Genomic DNA, 20,777 nt, shown 5'->3' on the forward strand with positions numbered 1-20,777 from the left:
CACCCGCGAGGAGTACGGCCCGAAGCAGCCGCTGAAGGGCGCGCGTATCGCCGGCTCGCTGCACATGACGATCCAGACCGGCGTGCTGATCGAGACGCTGGCCGCGCTCGGCGCCGACATCCGCTGGGTCTCCTGCAACATCTATTCGACGCAGGACCACGCCGCGGCGGCGATCGCAGCCGCCGGCATTCCGGTATTCGCCGTCAAGGGTGAGAGCCTTACCGAGTACTGGGACTACACCGCCAAGCTGTTCGACTGGCACGGCGGCGGTCACCCGAACATGATCCTCGACGACGGCGGCGACGCCACCATGTACGTCCATCTCGGCCTGCGCGCCGAGAACGGCGACACCAAGTTCCTGGACAAGCCGGGTTCGGAAGAAGAGGAAGTCTTCTTCGCGCTGCTGAAGAAGCAGCTCAAGGAGAAGCCGAAGGGCTACTTCGCCGAGATCGCCAAGAGCATCAAGGGCGTTTCCGAAGAGACCACCACGGGCGTGCATCGTCTCTATGACATGCAAAAGGCCGGCACGCTGCTATGGCCAGCCATCAACGTCAACGACAGCGTCACCAAGTCGAAGTTCGACAATCTCTACGGCTGCCGTGAATCGCTGGTCGACGGCATCCGCCGCGGCACCGACGTGATGATGTCCGGCAAGGTCGCGATGGTCGCGGGCTTCGGCGACGTCGGCAAGGGTTCGGCCGCCTCGCTGCGCCAGGCCGGCTGCCGCGTCATGGTCTCCGAAGTCGATCCGATCTGCGCGCTGCAGGCGGCGATGGAAGGCTATGAAGTCGTGACCATGGAAGACGCCGCCCCCCGCGCCGACATCTTCGTCACCGCGACCGGCAACAAGGACATCATCACGATCGAGCACATGCGCGCGATGAAGGATCGCGCCATCGTCTGCAACATCGGTCACTTCGACAACGAGATCCAGATCGCGGGTCTGCGTAACCTGAAGTGGACCAACATCAAGCCGCAGGTCGACGAGATCGAGTTCCCCGACAAGCATCGCATCATCATGCTGTCGGAAGGTCGCCTCGTGAACCTCGGCAACGCGATGGGCCATCCGTCCTTCGTGATGTCGGCCTCCTTCACCAACCAGACGCTGGCGCAGATCGAGCTTTTCGCCAACAACAAGGACGGCAAGTACAAGAAGGAAGTCTACGTGCTGCCGAAATCGCTCGACGAAAAGGTCGCGCGCCTGCACCTCGCCAAGATCGGCGTCAAGCTCACCGAACTGCGCAAGGACCAGGCCGACTACATCGGCGTCAAGCAGGAAGGTCCTTACAAGTCGGACCATTACCGCTACTGATCCGCTGATCGGATCTATTTTCGATGCAAAGCCCCGGAGCGATCCGGGGCTTTGTTGTCTTGAGCGTGACGCACGCGTCTCCCCGAGGTTGTGTCAGGCCGGTTGCCAGTTGACGCGCAATGATCCCGGTCAGACAATCCTTGGCAGCGGAGAAAACAACGGCTCAAGACCATTTCGACGTGGTGATCGTCGGTGCCGGCCTGTCCGGGATCGGCGCGCGGGCTATCATCTTCAGACCAAATGTCCGACCAAGAGCTACGTCATCCTTGAGGGACGCGACTGTATCGGCGGCACCTGGGACCTGTTTCGCTATCCCGGCGTCCGCTCCGACAGCGACATGTTCACGCTCGGCTATTCCTTCAAGCCCTGGACCGATCCGAAGGCGATCGCCGACGGCGCGCAAATTCTCAGCTACGTTCGCGAAACCGCAGCCGAGAACGGCATCGAGAAGCACATCCGCTTTCACCATCGGGTCAAGCGTGCGGCGTGGTCGACGAGTGAGGCGCGCTGGATCGTCGAGGCCGAGCGCATCACCGGCGAGGGCGCGGCCGAATTCGTGCGCTTCACCTGCAATTTCCTGTTCATGTGCTCGGGCTATTACAAATACGAGGCGGGCTACACGCCGGAGTTTCCGGGGGTCGCGGATTTCGCCGGCCGCATCGTGCATCCGCAGAAATGGACCGACGACATCGACTGCGCGGGCAAGCGCGTCGTCGTGATTGGCTCGGGCGCGACCGCGGTGACGCTGGTGCCGGAGCTCGCCAAGACGGCCGCGCAGGTCACCATGCTGCAGCGCTCGCCGACCTATGTGGTGTCGCGCCCTGCACAGGATCCCGTCGCCAACAAATTGCGGCGCAATCTGCCGACGCGGCTTGCCTATCACCTGATCCGCTGGCGCAACGTGATGTGGGGGATGTTCTTCTTCCAGCTCAGTCGGCGCCGCCCTGCGAAGGTGAAGGAGCTGGTTCTCAAGGGCGTGCAGATTGCGCTTGGTCCCGACTACGACGTCGCGAACCATTTCACGCCGCGCTACAATCCGTGGGACCAGCGGCTCTGCCTCGTGCCGGATGGCGACCTGTTCAAGGCGATCCGCGAGCAGCGCGCCTCCGTAGTCACCAAAGAGATCGACACGTTCACGCACGATGGTATCCGCCTGAAGGACGGCAGCGAGCTTGCGGCGGACATCATCGTGACCGCGACGGGACTGGTGCTCCAGGTGGTCGGCGGTCTTGACATCAGTGTCGACGGCCGCGCCGTCGATTTCGCCAACACGCTGACCTACAAGGGCACGATGTATGCCGACGTGCCCAACATGGCTTCTGCGTTCGGCTACACCAACGCATCATGGACGCTGAAATGCGACCTCACCTGCGAATATGTCTGTCGGCTCATCAACTACATGGACCGGCACAATTTCCGGCAGTGCATGCCGCATAATGACGATCCCACGATTACCGCGCAGCCGTCGCTCGATTTCACCTCGGGTTATGTGCAGCGCTCGGTCGCAAAGATGCCGAAGCAAGGCTCGAAGCAGCCGTGGCGGCTCTACCAGAACTACGCGCTCGACATCGTCTCCTTGCGGTTCGGCCGGATCGACGACGGCGTGATGCAGTATTCCTGATCGCGACGACCGCGGCCTTCTAAGCCTTGCGCGTGGCAAGCGGCAGGGCAAGATCAATCGCCAGTGCGAGTACCACAGCGCCGCCGCCCAGCGCGAACAGGATGAGATAATCGCCGGCGGTCTGCGCGTAGATCCAGGAGAAGCCGTAGGCCGCGGCCGCCTGGAACAGCGCAAAGCTGGTCGTGGCATGGCTCCATGTCGTGCGCTGCTGCTCGATCGAATGTGGGACCAGCTCATGGATGCGTCCGAGCACGAGCGGTACGATGCCGGGTGTGAAGCCGCCGACCACCACGCTCGACACGATTAGCGAGAGAGGCGCGGTACTGACGGTCGGGAGCAGCACGGCGGCCGCTTCGATCAGGAAGGCGGCGCGTAGCGCGGGCCCAAACCCGGCGCGGTCGCCGAGATGACCGGTGACCAGGGGGCCGACGATTGCGCCAAGACCATAGAGCACCCAGTAGTGCGATCCCGCAGCAATACCCTGGCCGAGGCCGCGCGCGACGAAATCAACGATGAAGATCATGTGCGGCACCAGCGCCACCGCGTTGAGGCCGTATTGGACGAGCAAGCCGCGAGCAGCGGGCGAAGCGTGCTTCGCCCGCTGCGATGACACGGTATCGGCCTTGGCCTCAGCGGGCCAGTTCCACCAACTCACCAGCGTGAGCGTGCCCGCGAGCACGCCAAGACCATACCAACTCTGTTGCAAGCCTTGCTGCAGCAACAGCGGCACCAGCGTGCCGGATGCGGCGACACCGAGCCCGACGCCGGCAAAGATCACGCCGCCGACGATGCCGCGCCTCGCCGCCGAGATATGCGGCAGAATGACGGAGGCCGCCAGTACTATGATGATTCCGCCGGTGAGCCCCGACAGGAAGCGCCAGGCGAAGAACCAGGTGAACGACACCGGGGTCGAGCTGGCAAAAAAGGAGAGGGTCGCGAGCAACATCATCGCCCGCAAGCCGCGAACGGCGCCGATGCGCGCGGCCACGGTCCGCGCCGCGAGCGCGCCGGCAAGATAGCCGGCCAGGTTCGCTGCACCGAGATAGACGACGTCGGACGGGTCGAACCATTTTGCGGCGATCAGGGCCGGGATCAGCGGCGTATAGGAAAAGCGCGCGAGGCCAAGCCCGACCAGCGATGCGGACAATCCTGCTACCGCATATCGCCAGGTTTGCTGTGAGGAACTCTGTGATGTCGAACCCGACCGCTGATGCGATCGGGGGTGGACTTGCTGCTTGGCATCTGCGTCTGTCATGTCGTCCTCGTGCGCGAAGGCGCTAGCGTTCAGTGGCCGGCGCTCTGGCCGCCGTCGACATGCAGGATTTCGCCGGTGACGAAGGAGGCGCCCTCGAGATAGAGCACGGCATCGACGATGTCGGACATCTCGCCCATATGGCCGACGGGATGCAGCGCATCGAGCTGGGCGTGCGTCGCGACGGGATGCATCGGCGACTTGATGATGCCGGGCGACACCGCGTTCACGCGGATACCACGCTTGGCATATTCGATCGCCAGTGACTTCGTCGCGGCGCTCAACCCACCCTTGCTCAGCGAGGCCAGCACAGAGGGCACGTTCGAATTGGCCTGGTCGACCAGCGTCGTCGTGATCTGGACGACGTGGCCGGACCCCTGCTTTTCCATCTCGGCGATGGCAAGCTGCGTCACGTGAAAGAAGCCTGCGACGTTGGTGCCCATCACCGCCGCATAGTCCTCCGCCGTGTACTGCGTGAACGGCTTTGCGACGAAAATGCCGGCGTTGTTGACCAGCGTGTCGACGCGACCGAAGCGGGCGAAGGCTTGCGAGACCACGCGTTCGGCGGTCTTCCGGTCGGCGATGTCGCCGGCAACGGTGAGGACGTCTTCGTCGCCCGACGGCTTGATGGAGCGCGCCGTCGCGACGACGCGATAGTTGCGATCGCGAAAACCCTGGACCAGGGCGGCACCGATGCCCTGCGAAGCACCGGTGATGATGGCAACCTTCTGTTCGATACCCATGATGGGCTCCTGTTGTTGGCTTTGAGAACCTGCGCCAGCAGCGGTTGGCTTGGTTGACGAGGTACGCCGCAGCGGGCCGGCTGCGAATACGCGCTGTCCGGCAGACACTCTTTCGCGGCGCGAACGAATGCCGGACCGGCTCCCGGCGGTGGTTGTCGCAGCGGGAGCGAACGCCTAGCTTCCAGTCTGACCTCGATGGGCTGGCGGGAAACCTATGGATCGTCTGGATGCGATGAAGGTGTTTGTCCTTGCGGTGGACGAGGGCAGCCTCGCCGCCGCCGGCCGCAAGCTCGGCCGTTCGCCAGCGGCGGTGAGCCGCGCCATTGCTTTCCTGGAGCAGCGGGTTGGTGCCGAGCTGCTGCACAGGACCACACGCTCCATCAAGCTGAGCGAGGAGGGCGAGCGCTATGTCGCGGTCTGTCGCCGCGTGCTCACCGAGTTGGAGGAGGCCGACGACATCGCGGCCGGGCCGCGCACGGCCCCCCGCGGCTTGCTCACGATCACTGCGCCCGTGGTGTCGGGTGAGATGGTGCTGCGGCCGATCCTCGATGCGTTTCTCGACGCCTATCCGACTGTCTCGGCAAAACTCCTGCTGTTCGATCGCGCGGTCAATCTGATCGAGGAGGGGGTCGACGTCGCGCTTCGCATCGGTCATCTCGCGGATTCGGCAATGGTCGCGATGCGGGTCGGTGAGATCAGCCGCGTCGTGGTAGCATCACCGCGCTATCTGAAGCAGCATCCGCGCATTACCGAGCCCGGCGATCTCGCCAAGCACCAGATCGTCGCGATGGCGCACCTTCCCAATTCCTGGACCTTTGCACCGCAGGCCGGGTCGTCGGCCGCCCGCACGGTGCAGTTCACGCCGCGGCTCGTCGTCAACAGCACCTATGCGGCGGTGGCCTCCGCCGTCGCCGGCCGCGGTGTGGCGCGAATGTATTCGTACCAGGTAGGTGAGCAGGTCGCGCGCGGCGAACTCGAGATCGTCCTGGCCGGCCACGAGGATGCCGAGATGCCCGCCCATTTGATCTGTCCGCAGGGCCGTCTCTCGGTGCCGAAGGTGCGGACCTTCACGGACTTTGCGGTGCCGCGGCTGAAGAAGCAGTTTGCTCGGCTCAAGAACGGCATCACTCCCCGGTGAGCCGCTGCGCGCACGGGCAATGGGTTGTTTTGCGTATACGGCGGGTCGGGTGAATCGGCCATGTTGCCAGAACGGTTAACGCCGGATTAACCGCGGAGTCCTAGCCTGTCTCGGCCGGGGTTACTTGCAAGGCCGAGGTGAGCCCAATGGAAGCCCAGAGAATCGCGGTCGACGCCGTCGTCGCGTTGACCGATTGCGACCGCGACGCAGTCATCGCGTTCATCCGCCGCCTGTATCTTGCCGGCGTCACCGACCCCAAGCGCCTGACCTTCAAGGGCCTCCAGGCGCTGTCACGGGCCTGATTCGGCTCGGTTCGGCCTCCAGTTCCCAACCCTGATCTCCGGAGCGTGATTGCAACCCAGCGGCGAATATCTTGCCGCTTGGGCCGCGTCGGGATAGATCACGTCCCCGGTTGAATCACCGGGAACGGGGGAGATGTTAAAACAGCTTTTTGCGCCGCAACTCGTCATTCTCTATGTGCTGGCGGCATCGACGATCTACGTTCATTTCCGCGGCAAGCAGCGGCTGCGCTTAGCGCGCCAGCTCGGGGACCACTCCACCTATCTCGCGCCCTACAATGTGTTGATGTACGCGGGCTCGGCGGTGCCGAACAAGCCGGTGATCCCGGTGGAGCAGTTTCCGGAGCTGAAAGCCCTCAGCGAAAATTGGGAGACCATTCGCGACGAGGCCGTTCGCCTGTTCGACGAAGGCTTCATTCGCGCGGCGGCGAAGAACAACGATTGGGGCTTCTATTCGTTCTTCAAGAGCGGTTGGAAACGCTTTTACCTGAAATGGTACGATGACTTCCTGCCTTCGGCGCGCACGCTGTGCCCGAACACGGTGGAGCTGCTCAACTCCATTCCGAGCGTGCATGGTGCGATGTTTGCGATGCTGCCGCCGGGCGGCAAGCTCGGCGCCCACCGCGATCCCTTCGCCGGTTCGCTGCGCTACCACCTCGGTCTTGTCACGCGAACTCGAACAAGTGCCGCATTCTGGTCGACGGCGTCGAATGCGTCTGGCGCGACGGTGAGGCCTTTATGTTCGACGAGACCTTCATCCACAGCGCCGAGAATGCCACCGACGTCAACCGCATCATCCTGTTCTGCGACGTCGAGCGTCCGATGAAATACGGCTTCATGACCGCGATCAACCGTTGGGTCAGCCACCACATCGTCAAGGCCTCTGCAACCCAGAACGTCGACGGCGAGAGCGTCGGCCTGCTCAACAAGGTGTTCGGCAAGCTCTACGAGATCCATCTTGCGAGCCGCAAGGTCAAGGAATGGAATCGCAACGTCTACTACACGCTCAAATATTCGCTGACGGCGGTGATCCTCGGTCTCATCGTGCTGTCGGCATTGCGGTGATCGCCTTTAGTGACGGTGCTTGTGTTCTTCGGAGCCATCAGGGCGTTGGTAACCGCGCAGCTCCGCGTATCGCTGCATTTGGCTCTGATCGAGCAAGGCAGTTGTCGATAGATGGTATTTGAGGTGGCTTTCGCGGAGCAGTGCCTGAGTTTCCGAAATGGCCACGAGGGCCGCCTTGAGTGACTCCGATGTCACGACGCGGGCGGAGAAGAGGCGGTCCAACTCCGTTTCCTGCTCGACCAGCTTGTTACCCAGCGGGACCGCCTCTTGCTTCATGGCATCGAAGAGGCGCTGAACCCGGATGCGCTGATCCGCAGTCAAATCAAGTCGATCGCCGAACTCGAGAACATGGCTCGGGCCGGGATATCCATTGAGTTCGGCGGCAAGCGCCAGGCCCATGCCACGTCCGGCTCGAAGATCGTCGATCTGCTGCTGTGACAGCGCCTTGATGGGGCGATGCTCAAGGCCGGCATAGGGCTGACTGGACTGCGCGCTGGCAACATTGCACGAGACGATAAGCGTGGCTGCAAGCAGGAGAAGGCGTCTCATGAGTCTGGCTCCATGAAATCGGCCCGGCTCGTCGATCGATCTCCACCGGTGCTCTCCACATATCTTGCTGGACGGTTCGCCTCATGGCAACAAAGATTGCCGCGATTGAGTTGCCGAACATGGAGCAGACGATGGCCTCCTTGCCGACCGCGAATACCGAGATCACGCAGTTCTTTCGCCACTGGCTGGAAACCTTCGCGGGCTATGTCCGCGAGGTCGACTATGCTTCGGCGCGGCCGCTCTTCCACCCGGATGTGCTGGCCTTCGGTACGCACAATGACGTCATTCCCGGCCTCGACCAATGGGTCACCACGCAATGGGACAACGTCTGGCCGAAGACGTCGGACTTCCGTTTCGTCATCGACCAGGCCTCGGTCCTGGCATCGTCCGATGGCACGATAGCGACCGTGATCGTGCCGTGGACGAGCACCGGCTATCATCCCGACGGCAGCGCGTTTCCACGTCCCGGCCGGGCCACGATGGCGTTTTCAAGACATGGCGATGGTTGGCTGTGCGTGCATTCGCACATGTCGCTCAATCGGGGTGTGCCGCAGACAAGCCACGCCAATCGGCCGGTGAAGGCTTGGTAGTGCCGCCGGGCTTTTGGGCCGACTAAAGTTTTACCCTCTCATTCCAGCTCGGTTGGAACCCTTGGAACCCAATGTCGTTTTTTCAGCAACAATAACAGGTGAAACCACGCAAGCGGGGGCCTATCTGAGGATGCGCTCCCATGGTAACCCTTGATCTCGACGCCACCCGACTTACCGCCCCCGAGCATCAGCGCCAGCTTCGCCGCGCCGTGATCGCCTCCACAATCGGCACCGCGATCGAGTGGTATGACTTCTTTCTTTACAGCACCGTCACGGGTCTGGTTTTCGCAAAGCTCTTCTTCCCTCACTCAGATCCCTGGGTCGGCACGCTGGAGGCGTTTGCGATCTACGCGGTCGGATTCGCCGCGCGGCCCGTCGGCGCGGCAATCTTTGGCCATTATGGCGACCGCGTCGGACGTAAATCCACGCTGATCGCGACCTTGCTCTTGATGGGACTGGCGACCGCTGCGGTCGCCGTGGTGCCGACCTATGCCAGCATCGGTATCTGGGGCGCCGTGATCCTGACCGTGCTGCGGTTCATTCAGGGCGTCGGAGTCGGTGGTGAGTGGGGCGGCTCGGTACTGATGTCGATGGAATGGGCGCGCAACGACCGATCCCGTGGATTGATCGCATCATGGCCGCAGTTCGGCGTGCCCTGCGGGCTTTTCCTGGCCAATCTTGCCGTGCTGGTGTTCAGCCAGATGGCGGGTGATCAGTTCCTGGCATGGGGCTGGCGTATTCCCTTCGCGCTCAGCATCATCCTGGTCGGCGTGGGCCTCTATATCAGGCTCGGCATTCTCGAAACCCCGGTGTTCTCTAGGCTCGTGGCCGAACGCCAGGTCGATCGCACGCCGATGCTCACGGTGATCCGGGAATACCCGAAGGAGATTCTACTGTCTGCGTTTGCGCGCATGTCGGAGCAGGCGCCGTTCTACATCTTCACGGCCTTCGTGTTCTCCTATGGCATCGGCACCCTGCACGTATCGCGCGACTTCCTGCTGACCGCGGTGCTCTCGGCCTCGGTGCTGTCGTTCGTGTCGATCCCGCTGTGCGGACATATCTCCGATCAGATCGGCCGCAAGAACATGTATATGCTCGGCGCTGCCGTGACGGGCATCTTCGGCTTCGTCTATTTCGCCATGCTCAATACGGGGTCGCTGACCATCATCTTCCTCGCGATCATCCTGTCGCTGATTCCGCACGACATGCAGTATGGACCGCAAGCCGCCTTGATCGCCGAGAGCTTCACCGGACGCCTGCGCTACAGCGGCTCCTCGCTCGGCTATCAGCTCGCATCCGTGATCGCCGGCGGCCCCGCACCGCTGATCGCTACTTGGCTGTACGGCACGTTCCACTCGGCGACCGCGATCGCGATCTACATCGCGATTTGCGCGGTCGTGACGCTGGTCGCGACCGCGATGATGACCGATTACACCGGAAAGGACATCAACGCGGCGGGGGCGTACGAGCGACGAACTTGAATCCGCAAAAAAGCCCCGGGACGCGATGCCCCGGGGCTTTGCTGTCCCGTGATCTCGAGCTCGGCCTTATTCCGGCTGACCGATGCTCACCTTCAGCGTACCGACGCCGTCGACGCCGCATTCGAGCTTGTCGCCGGGCTGGAGCTGCGACACGCCGGCCGGCGTGCCCGTCATGATGATGTCGCCGGCGGCGAGCTTCACCTGGTGCGAGAGCTGCCAGATGATCTCAGGCACGTTCCAGATCAGCTCGGTGAGGTCGCCCTTCTGCGCTTCCTTGCCGTTGACCGTGAGCCAGATCTTGCCCTTGGCGGGGTGACCGATCTTCGATGCCGGCTGCACCGCGGAACAAGGCGCCGAATAGTCGAACGACTTGCCGACTTCCCACGGACGCTCCTTCTTGCGCGAAGCGATCTGCAGGTCGCGGCGGGTCAGGTCGATGCCGACGGCATAGCCGTAGACATGGTCGAGCGCCTTGTCGGCGGGAATGTTGAGGCCGCCGCTCTTCATCGCGACGATCAGCTCGACCTCGTGATGGAGATCCTTGGTCAGCGGCGGATAGGGAATGGTGGCGCCGTCGGGCACCAGCATGTCGGCGTGCTTGGCGAAGAAGAACGGCGGGGCGCGCTCGTCATTGCCCATCTCGCGGATGTGCTCGAGATAGTTGCGGCCGACGCACCAGATGCGGCGCACGGGATAACGGCCGCTTTCCCCGACGACGGGAAGCGAAGCCTGGGTCGGGAGCGGGATGACGTAGGAGGCGGCGTTCATGTAGCGATCTCGCTGCTCTTGAGGTGAAGGGAACTCTATGCGGTTGCGCTGATCGGCGCCAGAGCACCGGCGTCGTGATGTTGCAGGCGGAAGAACGACGCGTAGCGGCCGCCGCGGCGGAGCAGCTCGTCATGCCGGCCCTGCTCGACGATCTCGCCGCCCTCGACCACCAGGATCGCATCGGCGTGCATGATGGTGTGCAGGCGGTGCGCGATCACGATGGTGGTGCGGTTCTGGCAGAGATGCTCGATCGCCTCCTGCACCTGCCGCTCGGACTCGGAATCGAGCGCGGCGGTGGCTTCGTCAAGCAGGATGATCGGCGCGTTCTTGATCAGCGCGCGCGCAACCGCGATGCGCTGGCGCTGGCCGCCGGACAGCTGCGTGCCGTGCTCGCCGACGGGCGTGTCGTAGCCGAGCGGGAAGCCCATGATGAAATCATGCGCGCAGGCCGCTTTCGCGGCATCGATGATCTGGTCTTCGGTGGCGCCCGCGCGGCCGAACGCGATGTTGCTGCGGATGGTGTCGCGGAACAGATAGACGTCCTGACCGACATAGGCGGTCTGGGCCCGCAGCGATTTTCGCGAGACCGCGCCGATCGACTGGCCGTCGATCACGATGTCGCCTTGCGTCACCTCGTAGAAGCGCAGCAGCAACCCCAGCACGGTCGATTTGCCGCCGCCGGAGGGGCCGACCAGCGCAGTGACCTTGCCGGGCTCGGCAACAAAGCTCATACGGTTGAGGACGGTCTCACCGTTGCGATAGGAAAAGCTGACGTCGCGCAGCTCGATGCGCGCAGTCGACAGTTTCAGCGCCGGCTTGTCGTCGTCGGAATGCTCGCTCGCGGGGCTGTCGACGACTTCCAGCAGCATGCGGGCACCGACGAGTTGGCTGTTGAGGTCGATGTTGAGCCGCGCCAGCCGCTTGGCCGGCTCGGTCGCCATCAGGAACGCGGTCATGAAGGAAAAGAACGCGCCGGGCGTGGCGTTGAGGGCGACTACGCTATAGCCGCCGTAAAGCAAACAGCCGGCGACCGCGAAGCCGCCGAGCATCTCCATCAGCGGATTGGAGCGGTTGGCGACGCGGGCCATCTTGTTGGCGTTGCGCTCGACGATCGCGATGTTCTCGTCGATGCGGTTCTGCATGGTGTCTTCGAGCGTGAACGCTTTCACCGTGCGGATCCCCTGCAGCGATTCCTGCATCGTCTCCAGGATGTCGGCGGTGCCGGTGAACTGGTTGTAGGCGAGGCCCTTGATGCGCTTGACCAGCTTGCGCAGCACCAGCATTGCCGGCGGCACGGCGACGAGGCCGATGAACGACATCACCGGATCCTGCCACACCATCACGCCGATCATGGCGAGCAACATCATGAGGTCGCGCCCGACCGCATTGACCAGCATGTTGAGGACGTCGGTGATGGACTTGGCGCCGGCCGTCAGCCGCGCCAGGAATTCCGACGAATGCCGCTCGGAGAAGAATCCGACGCTCTCGCGCATCAACTTGGCGAACAGCTGGCGCTGGTTGGTGGCGAGGATGGCGTTGGAGATCTTGGTCAGGATCACCATGTGGCCGTAAGTCGCCACGCCCTTGATGAAGAGCAGGATCACGGTGATGCCCGAGAACATCGCGATGCCCGGGATGTTCTTGTCGACATAGGCCTGGTTGATGACCTGGCCGAGCACGTAGGTCGCGCCCGCGGTCGATCCGGCGGCAAGCGCCATCAGCGCGAAGGCGACGAGGTAGCGCCGCCAGTAGATGATGCCCTGTTCCGTGACCAGGCGGCGAATCAGCACCGCTGCCGCATAGGGATCGTCGGTGATTTTCTTTGGAAACTGAGCCATCCGCAGTCCATTGACGGCACAGGAATAAGCCTGCCCGCGCGTCAGGGATCGAACGGCCTCTGTGCCCGCTAAGCCAGCGCTTTTCAAGCCCAATTAAGGGCTTGCGCCCGGATGGAATCTAGGCCGAGGCGGCCTGGCGGAGCTCGCCGTGGCGCTCGCGGAACAGCTTGTCCTCCCACGCCAGCGCATGCGCGGCGATGGTCTCGAGGTCGTCGTATTGCGGCTTCCAGTCGAGCAGGCCCCGGATCCGGCTGGTGTCGGCGACCATGGTCATGATGTCGCCGGGCCGGCGCGGGGCGTATTGCACGGCGAAGCTGCGGCCCGACACACGGCGCACCGCGTCGATGGTCTCCAGCACCGAGTAGCCGCGGCCATAGCCGCAATTGAGCGTCGTCGAGGCGCCGCCGTTGCGCAAATAGGCGAGCGCCGAGCGATGCGCCTGCGACAGGTCAGTGACATGGATGAAGTCGCGGATGCAGCTGCCATCCTGGGTCGGATAGTCGGTGCCGAACACGTCGATCTTGGCGCGCTGGCCGGTCGCGGCTTCCACCGCGATCTTGAGCAGGTGCGTGGCGCCGACGGTGGCCAATCCAATGCGCGCCTGCGGATCGGCGCCGGCGACGTTGAAATAGCGCAAGGTGACGTACTGCATGCCGTAGGCGGCGGCGACGTCGTGCAGCATGATCTCGGTCATCAGCTTCGACGAACCGTAGGGCGACAGCGGCCGTGTCGGCGCATGCTCGGGCACCGGCACCTGGTCCGGATCGCCGTAGACCGCCGCGGTCGAGGAGAAGATGAAGCGGTCGATGCCGCGCTTGACTGCGACATTGAGCAGGTTGCGCGCGGTCGTGAAATTGTTGCGGTAATAGCCGAGCGGATCGCGCATCGAATCCGGCACGACCACCGAGCCCGCGAAATGGATGATGCTCTCGATGTTGTGCTGGGCGATCACGCCTTCGAGCAGGTTCTCGTCGCCGGCATCGCCAATGAACAGCGGCACGCCTTCGGGCAGATAGGCCGAGAAGCCAGTCGAGAGATCGTCGATCACGACGACGTCCTCGCCGGCTTCCGCCAGCGCCAGAACCGTGTGGCTTCCGATATAGCCGGCACCGCCGGTGACAAGCACAGTCATGATCTCACCCGTCTTCGATCAACGCTCCAAGCTAACGTTTACGTGGTGAAGAGTGGGTATCGGCGCGGCTGAACTGGTCACTATGCTTAATGTTGCGTATAGGGACTTTGAAACGGAGCGTAGCGTGGCGAATTTCCCAGGCGATCTCGAAGTGATCGTGCCAAATCTGCACAGGCGCTATTCCGGGGTCACCGCGACCAACCGGATGGTGGCGCCGCGGCTGGCGAAGCTGTTTCGCGCCGCGTGGTTCGGCTCCGATGCGCCGGAGGGGATCGCACGCCTGGGCGGTGCCGATCTCCTGAGATTGTGGCGCCGCAAGGCGCCGCTGATCTGGCACGCGCGCCGCAACAACGAGATGATCGCGGGTGTGCTGTTGCGCGCGCTCGGTTGGCCGCTCAAGCTCGTCTTCACCTCGGCGGCACAGCGCCATCATAGCTGGATCACGCGCTGGCTGATCCGGCGCATGGACGCGATCATCGCGACGTCAGATCTTTCGGCCTCGTTCCTGAAGGTGAAGGCGACGGTGATTCCGCATGGCGTCGACACCGCAATCTATGCGCCGCCGCTCGACCGCACTGCTGCCTTCGCGGAAACCGCGTTGCCGGGCCGCTATGCGATCGGCTGCTTCGGCCGGGTACGCGCGCAGAAGGGCACCGATGTGTTCGTCGATGCGATGTGCCGCCTGCTGCCGCGCTATCCGGATTTCACCGCAATCATCGTCGGCCAGGTCACACCGGAGCAAACCGTTTTTGCAAACGACCTGAAGAAGCAGATCGAGGCCGCCGGCCTGCAATCGCGCATCGTCATCATCGGCGAGCTGCCGATCGAAGACGTGCAGCGCTGGTATCAGCGGCTGACCATCTACGCCTTCACCTCGCGCAACGAAGGTTTTGGCCTGACATTGATCGAGGCGATGGCGGCCGGCAGCGCGCTGGTCGCCGCGCGCGCCGGGGCGGCCGAACTCGTGGTCGAGGATGGCGTGACCGGCGTGCTGATCCCGACCGGTGATGCGGACGCGCTGGCTGCAGCGGTCGAACCGCTAATGCGTGACGTGGCCGCCGCGATCGCGATGGGCGAGCGAGGGCGGGCACGGGTGCTCGAACGATTCAGCCTCGATGCCGAGGCAGCCCGGATCGGTGAGGTCTATCGGCCACTGCTCTGAGCGAGCGGAGAAAATATATCCCCATGCACTAGCCGGGCAGCGGAATCAATGGCTTGGCGGCCTGCGCAATGCAAATGCGGATTTACGAGTTTGTTTTGAGCCGTCGGACGAGACACTGCAAGTAGACGGCATTGCAGATTGTGCGCGGCTCCCGGGGATACACTCCGGCACGGCACCCGTTGACGTCCTTTCTCGACTCGATGTCCCGTCGGATCGGTGCGGTCTACGGTCGTTTGGTCCGGGCGAGCACCTCGGTCACGAACGCGTCGAGGTCGCCGCCTGGAAAGAGAAAGCCCGGCAGTCCGAGCGCCTTGCCAGCCTCGATGTCCCGAGCCTGATCTCCGATTACGAAGCTGCCGTCGAGTTGCACCGGCCAGTGCTGGACGAGATCGCGCAACATACCGGGTGCGGGCTTGCGCCAATCATGCTCTCCGATATAGCCGGCGACCGTTCCTTGCGGATGGTATGGACAGAAGCGGACGTCATCGATCCGCGCGCTGTCACGGGCGAGCTCGGCGCACATCCAACCGTGCAGCCGGTTCACGTCGGCGTCAGTGAAGAGGCCGCGCGCGACGCCGGACTGGTTTGTGTCGTTGAGGCGGCGAATGGCCCTCGCAACGTTGGGCATCCAGCGGATGCGGTCTTGCGTGCCGATATAGCCATCGTCACGGTTGATGACGCCATCCCGATCGAGGAATGCGGCGGGTTTCGCCGCGCGGCCGTCAGACATTTCCAAGTCCCTGCGTCCTCGCAAGCACGTCTCTCGCGATCTCGACCACGTTCTGCGCCGCGATATCTCGCATGCAGCGGTGGTCGTTCATCTTGCAGATCGTGCTCTGGCAGGGTTGGCAGGAGAGCACGCTCTTGTCCTGCACCACGGTCGCGGCGAGGCCGTTGAGGGGGGCCCAGAGATAGGGGCTGGTCGGGCCGAAGATGCCCATGGTCGGCGTGCCCAGGGCGGCTGCGATGTGCATCAGGCCGGAATCGTTGGAGATCGCGACGCCGGCTGCAGCCATGGCCAGCACGCCGTTGCGCAGATCATTGCCGGTGAGGTCCCGGACCCCCGGGCCGCCGGTCGCGACGATCTCCTGGGCCAGGCCCTTTTCCCCGGGGCCGCCGACAACCCAGACCTCAAGGCCGCGCTCGGCCAGCAAGCGGGCGGCCTCGGGATAGTAGGTCCAACGTTTTGAGACGCCGACCGAGCCGGGGGCCAGGGCCACCGCGGCGCCGGTGCTGAGGCCATTGGCCTGCCGCCAGCGGACGATGTCCTCGGTCGGAACCCGCAACTGCGGCACCGGCCATTCCGCCGGCAGCCGGGCGCCATCGGCCTGGGCGAGGGCGGCGTTCTTGTCGATGAAGCGGGGCAGCTTCTTTTCGCCCCAACGCCAGCGATTGAGCAGGCCGAATCGGAACTCGCCAACGAAGCCGACCCTTTCCGGAATGCCGGCCAAAGCGGGCGCAATGGCGGCCTTCCAGGTCCGGGGCAGCACCAGGGCGGTGCCGTAGTTCCGCTCGCGCAGGAGCTTCGCCAGGCCAAGCTGGCGGCCCACGGCGAGTCGGCCGCGCGGCAGGTCCCAGACGATCGCTTCGCGCACACCCGGCATGTAATCGACTAAGGGCGCACATAGGGAGGTCGTGAGCAGATCGACCGGCCGGTTCGGCCAGCGCTCATTCAGGACCCGCACGACGGTGTGATTCCGGACGAAATCACCGATCCACATGTAGGGGACGATCAGGATCGGGCGCGTGTCGCCCCGATCTGCCTCCCCACTAAATTGCGAATCTTGGTTCATTCGTTAAAAAGGCCGGGGTGCGCTGATGTGGCGGTTCGGTTAGCCGCTCCGGGCCGGCACGTAAAGCCGGCTGAGTGGCAATCCCAAAACCGCTTACACTTTGGCGGATCATGCGCTAGGGCAGAACCGGGCCGCAAAACTTCGAGCAGGCGGAATCTGGCAGGGAAGTTGGAATGTTGCTGGTGACCGGCGGGGCCGGTTTTATCGGATCGAATGTCGTCGCCGCGCTGAACGAGGCCGGCCGCAGCGACGTGGTCGCCTGCGATTTCCTTGGCAACGAGGGCAAATGGCGCAACCTCGCCAAGCGGCAGCTTTTGGATATCGTGCCGCCAGCTGAGCTGCCGGACTGGCTGAAGGGCCGCAAGCTCGCTGCCGTGATCCATCTCGGGGCGATTTCCGCGACCACCGCGACCGACGGCGACCTCGTGTTCGAGACTAACTTCCGCCTGTCGATGCGCCTCCTGGACTGGTGCACGGCGAATGCGGTGCCGTTGATCTACGCCTCCTCGGCGGCGACCTATGGCGACGGCGAAGCAGGATTTGACGACGACAGCTCTGTGTCTGCACTGAAAAAACTGCGGCCGATGAACCTCTACGGCTGGAGCAAGCACCTGTTCGATCTAGCCGTCGCCGAGCGCGCCGCGAACGGCGAGAAGCTGCCGCCGCAATGGGCCGGACTGAAATTCTTCAACGTGTTCGGCCCCAACGAATACCACAAGGGCTCGATGATGAGCATTCTGGCGCGCCGCTTCGACGACGTCAAAGCGGGCCGCGTCGTGCAATTGTTCAAGTCGCATCGCGAGGGCATCGCCGACGGCGATCAGCGCCGCGATTTCATCTATGTCGACGACGTCGTGCGCGTGATCATGTGGCTGCTGGCAACGCCCTCGGTGTCCGGGCTGTTCAATGTCGGCACCGGCAAGGCACGCAGCTTCAGGGACCTGATGCTGACGGCTTATGCCGCGCTCGGCGCCACCCCCAAAATCGAATACATCGACATGCCCGAGCAGATCCGCGGCAGCTACCAGTACTTCACCCAGAGTGAGGTCGATCGCCTCTACCGCGCCGGCTACAATGGCGGTTTCACGACGCTCGAGGACGCAGTGAAGACTTATGTCGGGGATTATCTCGACCGGCCCGACCGCTTCCGCTGAGGCCCATCACCATGCCGACGCCCATTCTCGATTTCGATGCCCTCGCGCAAGCCATCTCAGGCTGCACGGTGCTGTGCATCGGCGACATCATGCTGGACGAGTTCGTCTATGGCGAGGTGTCGCGGATCTCGCCGGAGGCGCCGGCGCCTGTCATCGCGGCCCAGCGCAGCGAGATCCATATCGGCGGCGCCGGCAATGTCGCGCGCAACGTCGCCGCGCTCGGCGCGCGCTGCATCTTCGTCGGCCTCGTCGGCGAGGACGAGGCGGGCAGGCAGCTCGCCTCGACGTTTGCGGAGCAGGGCGCAATCGAAAGCGTGCTGGTGTGCGATCCCTCGCGTCCGACCACGCGAAAAGTGCGTTTCGTCTCCGAGCATTTTTCCACGCATATGCTGCGTGCGGATTGGGAGCAGGCACAGCCTGCTTCCGATACGATCGAGACCAAGCTGATCGAAGCGATCCTGCCGCAGATCGCGCGCGCCGACATCGTGCTGCTGTCCGACTACGCCAAGGGCGTGCTGACCGCCCGCGTCATCCGCCACACCATCGACGCCGCGCGAAAACTCGCTAAGCCCGTGATCGTCGATCCCAAAAGCCTGAACTGGGCGATCTATCGCGGCGCGACGCTGCTCACGCCCAATCGCAAGGAATTCTCAGAAGCGACCCGAAGCCGCGCCGACACGCCGCAGAGCATCGTCGATGCCAGCGAGGACGTGATGCGGCTCGCCGATTGCGAAGCGATCTTGGTCACCCAAGGCGAGCACGGCATGACGCTGGTGCCGCGCAACGGCGAGGCCGTTCACGTTCCGGCGTTTCCGGTCAAGGTGCGCGACGTCTCCGGCGCCGGCGACACCGTTGCCGCGGCGCTCGCGGTCTCGCTCGCCACGGGCGCGGACTGGGACACGGCATTGCGCATGGCCAGTGCCGCGGCCGCCGTCGCCGTCGGCAAGCAGGGCACCGCCAGCGTGAGTGCGGCCGAGCTGAAGCGAAAGATATTGCCGCATGCCTATCTCGCGGCCGAGGAGAAGATCGTGTTGGAGGCCGGCGCGCTCGACGCGCAGCTCGCGGAATGGAAGAAGCAAGGCCAGCGCGTCGGTTTCACCAATGGCTGCTTCGACATCCTGCATCCCGGCCACGTCAAGGTGCTGACCGCGGCGCGCTCCGCCTGCGACCGCCTGATCGTGGGCCTGAACAGCGACGCCTCGGTGCGGCGGCTGAAGGGCGCCGACCGCCCCGTTCAGGACGAGCGAGCGCGTGCGGAAGTGCTGGCGGCGCTCGAAGCCGTCGATCTCGTCGTTATTTTCGATGAGGATACGCCGATCGACCTGATCACCCGCATCAAGCCGAGCGCGCTGATCAAAGGGGGCGATTACACCCGCGAGCAGGTGGTCGGCCATGAGGTCGTCGAGGCCGCGGGCGGGACGGTGGTGCTGGTCGACATTCTCCAGGGCTTCAGCACGACGGCGCTGGTTCATCGCGCGCGGGGAGAGGGCAAGTGACGACGCTCGCCGGGGCGACGACCGGCCAGGTGCTGTGGCGGCGTCTGCGCAGTCCGGCGGCCTGGTCCGAGACGTTCGATCTGTTTGCGATCCTGACTGCGGCCTCGCTACCATGGTCGACGTCGCTTGCGGCGATATTCAATGTCCTGATGCTGCTCTGCATGGTGCCGTTCCTCGACGTCCGTGAGTTCCTGCAATCGCTCAAGCGTCCGATCTGTGTGGCGCCGATTGCGCTGGTCCTGCTCGCGCTGGTCGGGACGCTGTGGTCGGACGCGGCTTGGGGCGCGCGCTTCTACGCAGTCAATCCGACCGTCAAGCTGCTGGTGCTGCCGGTCCTGTTCTATCATTTTGCGCGCTCGCCGCGCGGACATTGGGTGTTTGTCGCCTTCCTAATGTCCTGCGCGCTGTTGTCGGTGCTGTCCTGGCTCGTCGCCTTCTACCCAGACCTCGCGCTCAAATCCGACCGCGTCGAGCGCGGCATCTTCGTCAAGAACTACATCGACCAGAGCCAGGAGTTCACGCTCTGCGCGGTCGCGCTCGCCTATCCGATCGTGCAGTTGCTGCGCCAGAAGCGCTACTGGATCGCCGCGCTGCTCACGGCGCTGGCGCTCGCCTTCTTCGCCAACATGGTGTTCGTGGTGGTATCGCGCACCGCGCTCCTCACCATTCCGATCCTGTTCGGTGTGTTTGCGTTGCTTCATCTGAGATGGCGCAGCATCGCGATCATCTCCGCCGCCCTGCTCGTGGGCGCGGTTCTCGCCTGGCAGGCCTCGCCGCAATTGCGCAAGACCGCCGAAAGCTTTGCTAGCGACTACACACGCTATGTCGAAAAAGGCGCGGCGACCTCGGCCGGGTTGCGGCTCGAATTCTGGCGAAAATCCCTCGGCTTCTTCGCGGAGGCGCCGGTCAAGGGGCACGGCACCGGCTCGACGCGTGGATTGTTCGAGCGGGCCGCGACGCCCGGCGATCAGAACCTGGCGTCCGCCGAGGTGATCGGCAACCCGCATAACCAGACGCTGAACGTGGCGGTGCAATGGGGCATCATCGGCGTCGCCGTTCTCTACGCCATCTGGATCCTGCATCTGCTGTTATTTCGCGGCGACGGGCTCGCAAACTGGGTCGGCCTCCTGGTCGTGGTCCAGAACGTCTTCACCTCGCTGTTCAACTCCCATCTGTTCGACTTCCACGAGGGCTGGATGTACGTCATCGGTGTTGGCGTTGCCGGCGGCATGGTGATCCAGGCCCAGCAGGCCGAGGCGAAGGCGACAGTAGCCGGTTCCTGAGCGGCCGCCCGGATCGCAAACCTTGACCGGCAAATCTTGACCGGCAAGCCTTGACTGGCATGTCCGGCCGAGATGGGTTATCAGCGCGATCAGGTTGCATT

17 protein-coding genes and 2 pseudogenes are annotated in these 20,777 nt (G+C 63.9%); 11 read left to right on the forward strand and 8 right to left on the reverse strand.

All coding sequences use genetic code 11. The features are described from left to right. A partial coding sequence (gene ahcY, locus IVB13_RS30225; RefSeq protein ID WP_247491078.1) for an adenosylhomocysteinase occupies nucleotides 1-1,312 on the forward strand: 1,312 nt, incomplete at its 5' end. Nucleotides 1,313-1,431: 119 nt separating this feature from the next. Beyond that, nucleotides 1,432-2,933, forward strand: a pseudogene (locus IVB13_RS30230) (NAD(P)/FAD-dependent oxidoreductase). A 19-nt stretch (nucleotides 2,934-2,952) separates the two neighbouring features. On the opposite strand, the gene IVB13_RS30235 reads toward IVB13_RS30230, so the two are convergent. Together IVB13_RS30235 and IVB13_RS30240 are read right to left on the reverse strand one after the other, a co-directional pair. Beyond that, the gene (locus IVB13_RS30235; RefSeq protein ID WP_247456778.1) at nucleotides 2,953-4,188 is read right to left on the reverse strand and encodes a YbfB/YjiJ family MFS transporter; all 1,236 of its coding nucleotides are present in this window, start codon (nucleotides 4,186-4,188) and stop codon (nucleotides 2,953-2,955) included. A 29-nt stretch (nucleotides 4,189-4,217) separates the two neighbouring features. Next, nucleotides 4,218-4,928: an SDR family NAD(P)-dependent oxidoreductase gene (locus IVB13_RS30240; RefSeq protein ID WP_247456779.1), complete on the reverse strand. Its 711-nt coding sequence runs from the start codon at nucleotides 4,926-4,928 to the stop codon at nucleotides 4,218-4,220. Nucleotides 4,929-5,142: 214 nt separating this feature from the next. Between IVB13_RS30240 and IVB13_RS30245 the strand changes: the two genes are divergently transcribed. The 3 genes and pseudogenes from IVB13_RS30245 to IVB13_RS30255 all read left to right on the forward strand — a co-directional run bounded on the left by IVB13_RS30245 (nucleotide 5,143) and on the right by IVB13_RS30255 (nucleotide 7,430). Further along, a complete protein-coding gene (locus tag IVB13_RS30245) occupies nucleotides 5,143-6,066 on the forward strand; it encodes a LysR family transcriptional regulator (RefSeq protein WP_247456780.1) in 924 nt (307 codons plus the stop codon). Nucleotides 6,067-6,212: 146 nt separating this feature from the next. Next, nucleotides 6,213-6,368: a hypothetical protein gene (locus IVB13_RS30250; protein WP_007612486.1), complete on the forward strand. Its 156-nt coding sequence runs from the start codon at nucleotides 6,213-6,215 to the stop codon at nucleotides 6,366-6,368. A 133-nt stretch (nucleotides 6,369-6,501) separates the two neighbouring features. Continuing rightward, nucleotides 6,502-7,430 (forward strand): annotated as a pseudogene (locus IVB13_RS30255) (aspartyl/asparaginyl beta-hydroxylase domain-containing protein). A gap of 6 nt (nucleotides 7,431-7,436) precedes the next feature. Here the strand turns inward: IVB13_RS30255 and IVB13_RS30260 are convergent. Continuing rightward, the gene (locus tag IVB13_RS30260; protein WP_247456781.1) at nucleotides 7,437-7,979 is read right to left on the reverse strand and encodes a hypothetical protein; all 543 of its coding nucleotides are present in this window, start codon (nucleotides 7,977-7,979) and stop codon (nucleotides 7,437-7,439) included. Nucleotides 7,980-8,110: 131 nt separating this feature from the next. Here IVB13_RS30260 and IVB13_RS30265 point away from each other — a divergent pair, with 131 nt between their 5' ends. Further along, entirely contained in the window at nucleotides 8,111-8,569 is a 459-nt protein-coding gene (locus IVB13_RS30265) for a nuclear transport factor 2 family protein (RefSeq protein WP_247491400.1), read from the forward strand. Nucleotides 8,570-8,709: 140 nt separating this feature from the next. Next, nucleotides 8,710-10,050 (forward strand): MFS transporter, encoded by a 1,341-nt coding sequence (locus IVB13_RS30270; protein ID WP_247456782.1) that lies wholly within the window; start codon nucleotides 8,710-8,712, stop codon nucleotides 10,048-10,050. A 66-nt stretch (nucleotides 10,051-10,116) separates the two neighbouring features. Here the strand turns inward: IVB13_RS30270 and IVB13_RS30275 are convergent, their stop codons facing one another. From IVB13_RS30275 to galE, 3 genes are all read right to left on the reverse strand, one after another. After that, nucleotides 10,117-10,818, reverse strand: a complete 702-nt coding sequence (locus IVB13_RS30275; RefSeq protein ID WP_247456783.1) for a fumarylacetoacetate hydrolase family protein — start codon at nucleotides 10,816-10,818, stop codon at nucleotides 10,117-10,119. A gap of 35 nt (nucleotides 10,819-10,853) precedes the next feature. After that, complete coding sequence (locus IVB13_RS30280; RefSeq protein ID WP_247409781.1) at nucleotides 10,854-12,656, reverse strand: ABC transporter ATP-binding protein; 1,803 nt, start codon at nucleotides 12,654-12,656, stop codon at nucleotides 10,854-10,856. Between the two features lie 118 nt (nucleotides 12,657-12,774). Continuing rightward, complete coding sequence (gene galE, locus IVB13_RS30285) at nucleotides 12,775-13,788, reverse strand: UDP-glucose 4-epimerase GalE (RefSeq protein WP_204511788.1); 1,014 nt, start codon at nucleotides 13,786-13,788, stop codon at nucleotides 12,775-12,777. Nucleotides 13,789-13,912: 124 nt separating this feature from the next. Between galE and IVB13_RS30290 the strand changes: the two genes are divergently transcribed. Next, a complete protein-coding gene (locus IVB13_RS30290; RefSeq protein WP_247491081.1) occupies nucleotides 13,913-14,950 on the forward strand; it encodes a glycosyltransferase family 4 protein in 1,038 nt (345 codons plus the stop codon). A gap of 223 nt (nucleotides 14,951-15,173) precedes the next feature. On the opposite strand, the gene IVB13_RS30295 is transcribed toward IVB13_RS30290, so the two are convergent. Both IVB13_RS30295 and waaF read right to left on the reverse strand, forming a co-directional pair. Continuing rightward, nucleotides 15,174-15,680, reverse strand: coding sequence for an HAD family hydrolase (locus tag IVB13_RS30295; protein WP_247456785.1), 507 nt, complete (start codon nucleotides 15,678-15,680; stop codon nucleotides 15,174-15,176). Then, nucleotides 15,673-16,743, reverse strand: a complete 1,071-nt coding sequence (waaF, locus tag IVB13_RS30300; RefSeq protein WP_247491083.1) for a lipopolysaccharide heptosyltransferase II — start codon at nucleotides 16,741-16,743, stop codon at nucleotides 15,673-15,675. Before waaF ends, IVB13_RS30295 begins: the two co-directional genes overlap by 8 nt. 173 nt (nucleotides 16,744-16,916) lie before the next feature. Here waaF and rfaD point away from each other — a divergent pair, with 173 nt between their 5' ends. The 3 genes from rfaD to IVB13_RS30315 are packed head-to-tail and all read left to right on the forward strand — an operon-like array spanning nucleotide 16,917 to nucleotide 20,676. Further along, on the forward strand, nucleotides 16,917-17,897 hold the full coding sequence (gene rfaD / locus IVB13_RS30305; RefSeq protein ID WP_247456787.1) for an ADP-glyceromanno-heptose 6-epimerase: 981 nt from the start codon (nucleotides 16,917-16,919) through the stop codon (nucleotides 17,895-17,897). 11 nt (nucleotides 17,898-17,908) lie between these two features. Next, complete coding sequence (rfaE1, locus tag IVB13_RS30310) at nucleotides 17,909-19,393, forward strand: D-glycero-beta-D-manno-heptose-7-phosphate kinase (RefSeq protein ID WP_247456788.1); 1,485 nt, start codon at nucleotides 17,909-17,911, stop codon at nucleotides 19,391-19,393. Beyond that, nucleotides 19,390-20,676 (forward strand): O-antigen ligase family protein, encoded by a 1,287-nt coding sequence (locus tag IVB13_RS30315; RefSeq protein ID WP_247456789.1) that lies wholly within the window; start codon nucleotides 19,390-19,392, stop codon nucleotides 20,674-20,676. The genes rfaE1 and IVB13_RS30315 overlap by 4 nt, the downstream gene beginning before the upstream one ends. The last annotated feature ends 101 nt before the right edge of the window (nucleotides 20,677-20,777 follow it).

Source organism: Bradyrhizobium sp. 17, assembly GCF_023073515.1.
Lineage (GTDB): Bacteria > Pseudomonadota > Alphaproteobacteria > Rhizobiales > Xanthobacteraceae > Bradyrhizobium > Bradyrhizobium canariense_D.

Excerpts from the sequence above, each read along its gene's own strand:
- IVB13_RS30245 (WP_247456780.1), top strand. The coding sequence starts at position 5,143 with ATGGATCGTCTGGATGCGATGAAGGTGTTTGTCCTTGCGGTGGACGAG.
- IVB13_RS30295 (WP_247456785.1), bottom strand. The coding sequence starts at position 15,680 with ATGTCTGACGGCCGCGCGGCGAAACCCGCCGCATTCCTCGATCGGGAT.
- IVB13_RS30240 (WP_247456779.1), bottom strand. The coding sequence starts at position 4,928 with ATGGGTATCGAACAGAAGGTTGCCATCATCACCGGTGCTTCGCAGGGC.
- IVB13_RS30265 (WP_247491400.1), top strand. The coding sequence starts at position 8,111 with ATGGCCTCCTTGCCGACCGCGAATACCGAGATCACGCAGTTCTTTCGC.
- IVB13_RS30260 (WP_247456781.1), bottom strand. The coding sequence starts at position 7,979 with ATGAGACGCCTTCTCCTGCTTGCAGCCACGCTTATCGTCTCGTGCAAT.
- IVB13_RS30270 (WP_247456782.1), top strand. The coding sequence starts at position 8,710 with ATGGTAACCCTTGATCTCGACGCCACCCGACTTACCGCCCCCGAGCAT.
- waaF (WP_247491083.1), bottom strand. The coding sequence starts at position 16,743 with ATGAACCAAGATTCGCAATTTAGTGGGGAGGCAGATCGGGGCGACACG.
- rfaD (WP_247456787.1), top strand. The coding sequence starts at position 16,917 with ATGTTGCTGGTGACCGGCGGGGCCGGTTTTATCGGATCGAATGTCGTC.
- galE (WP_204511788.1), bottom strand. The coding sequence starts at position 13,788 with ATGACTGTGCTTGTCACCGGCGGTGCCGGCTATATCGGAAGCCACACG.
- IVB13_RS30235 (WP_247456778.1), bottom strand. The coding sequence starts at position 4,188 with ATGACAGACGCAGATGCCAAGCAGCAAGTCCACCCCCGATCGCATCAG.
- rfaE1 (WP_247456788.1), top strand. The coding sequence starts at position 17,909 with ATGCCGACGCCCATTCTCGATTTCGATGCCCTCGCGCAAGCCATCTCA.
- IVB13_RS30250 (WP_007612486.1), top strand. The coding sequence starts at position 6,213 with ATGGAAGCCCAGAGAATCGCGGTCGACGCCGTCGTCGCGTTGACCGAT.
- IVB13_RS30275 (WP_247456783.1), bottom strand. The coding sequence starts at position 10,818 with ATGAACGCCGCCTCCTACGTCATCCCGCTCCCGACCCAGGCTTCGCTT.
- IVB13_RS30280 (WP_247409781.1), bottom strand. The coding sequence starts at position 12,656 with ATGGCTCAGTTTCCAAAGAAAATCACCGACGATCCCTATGCGGCAGCG.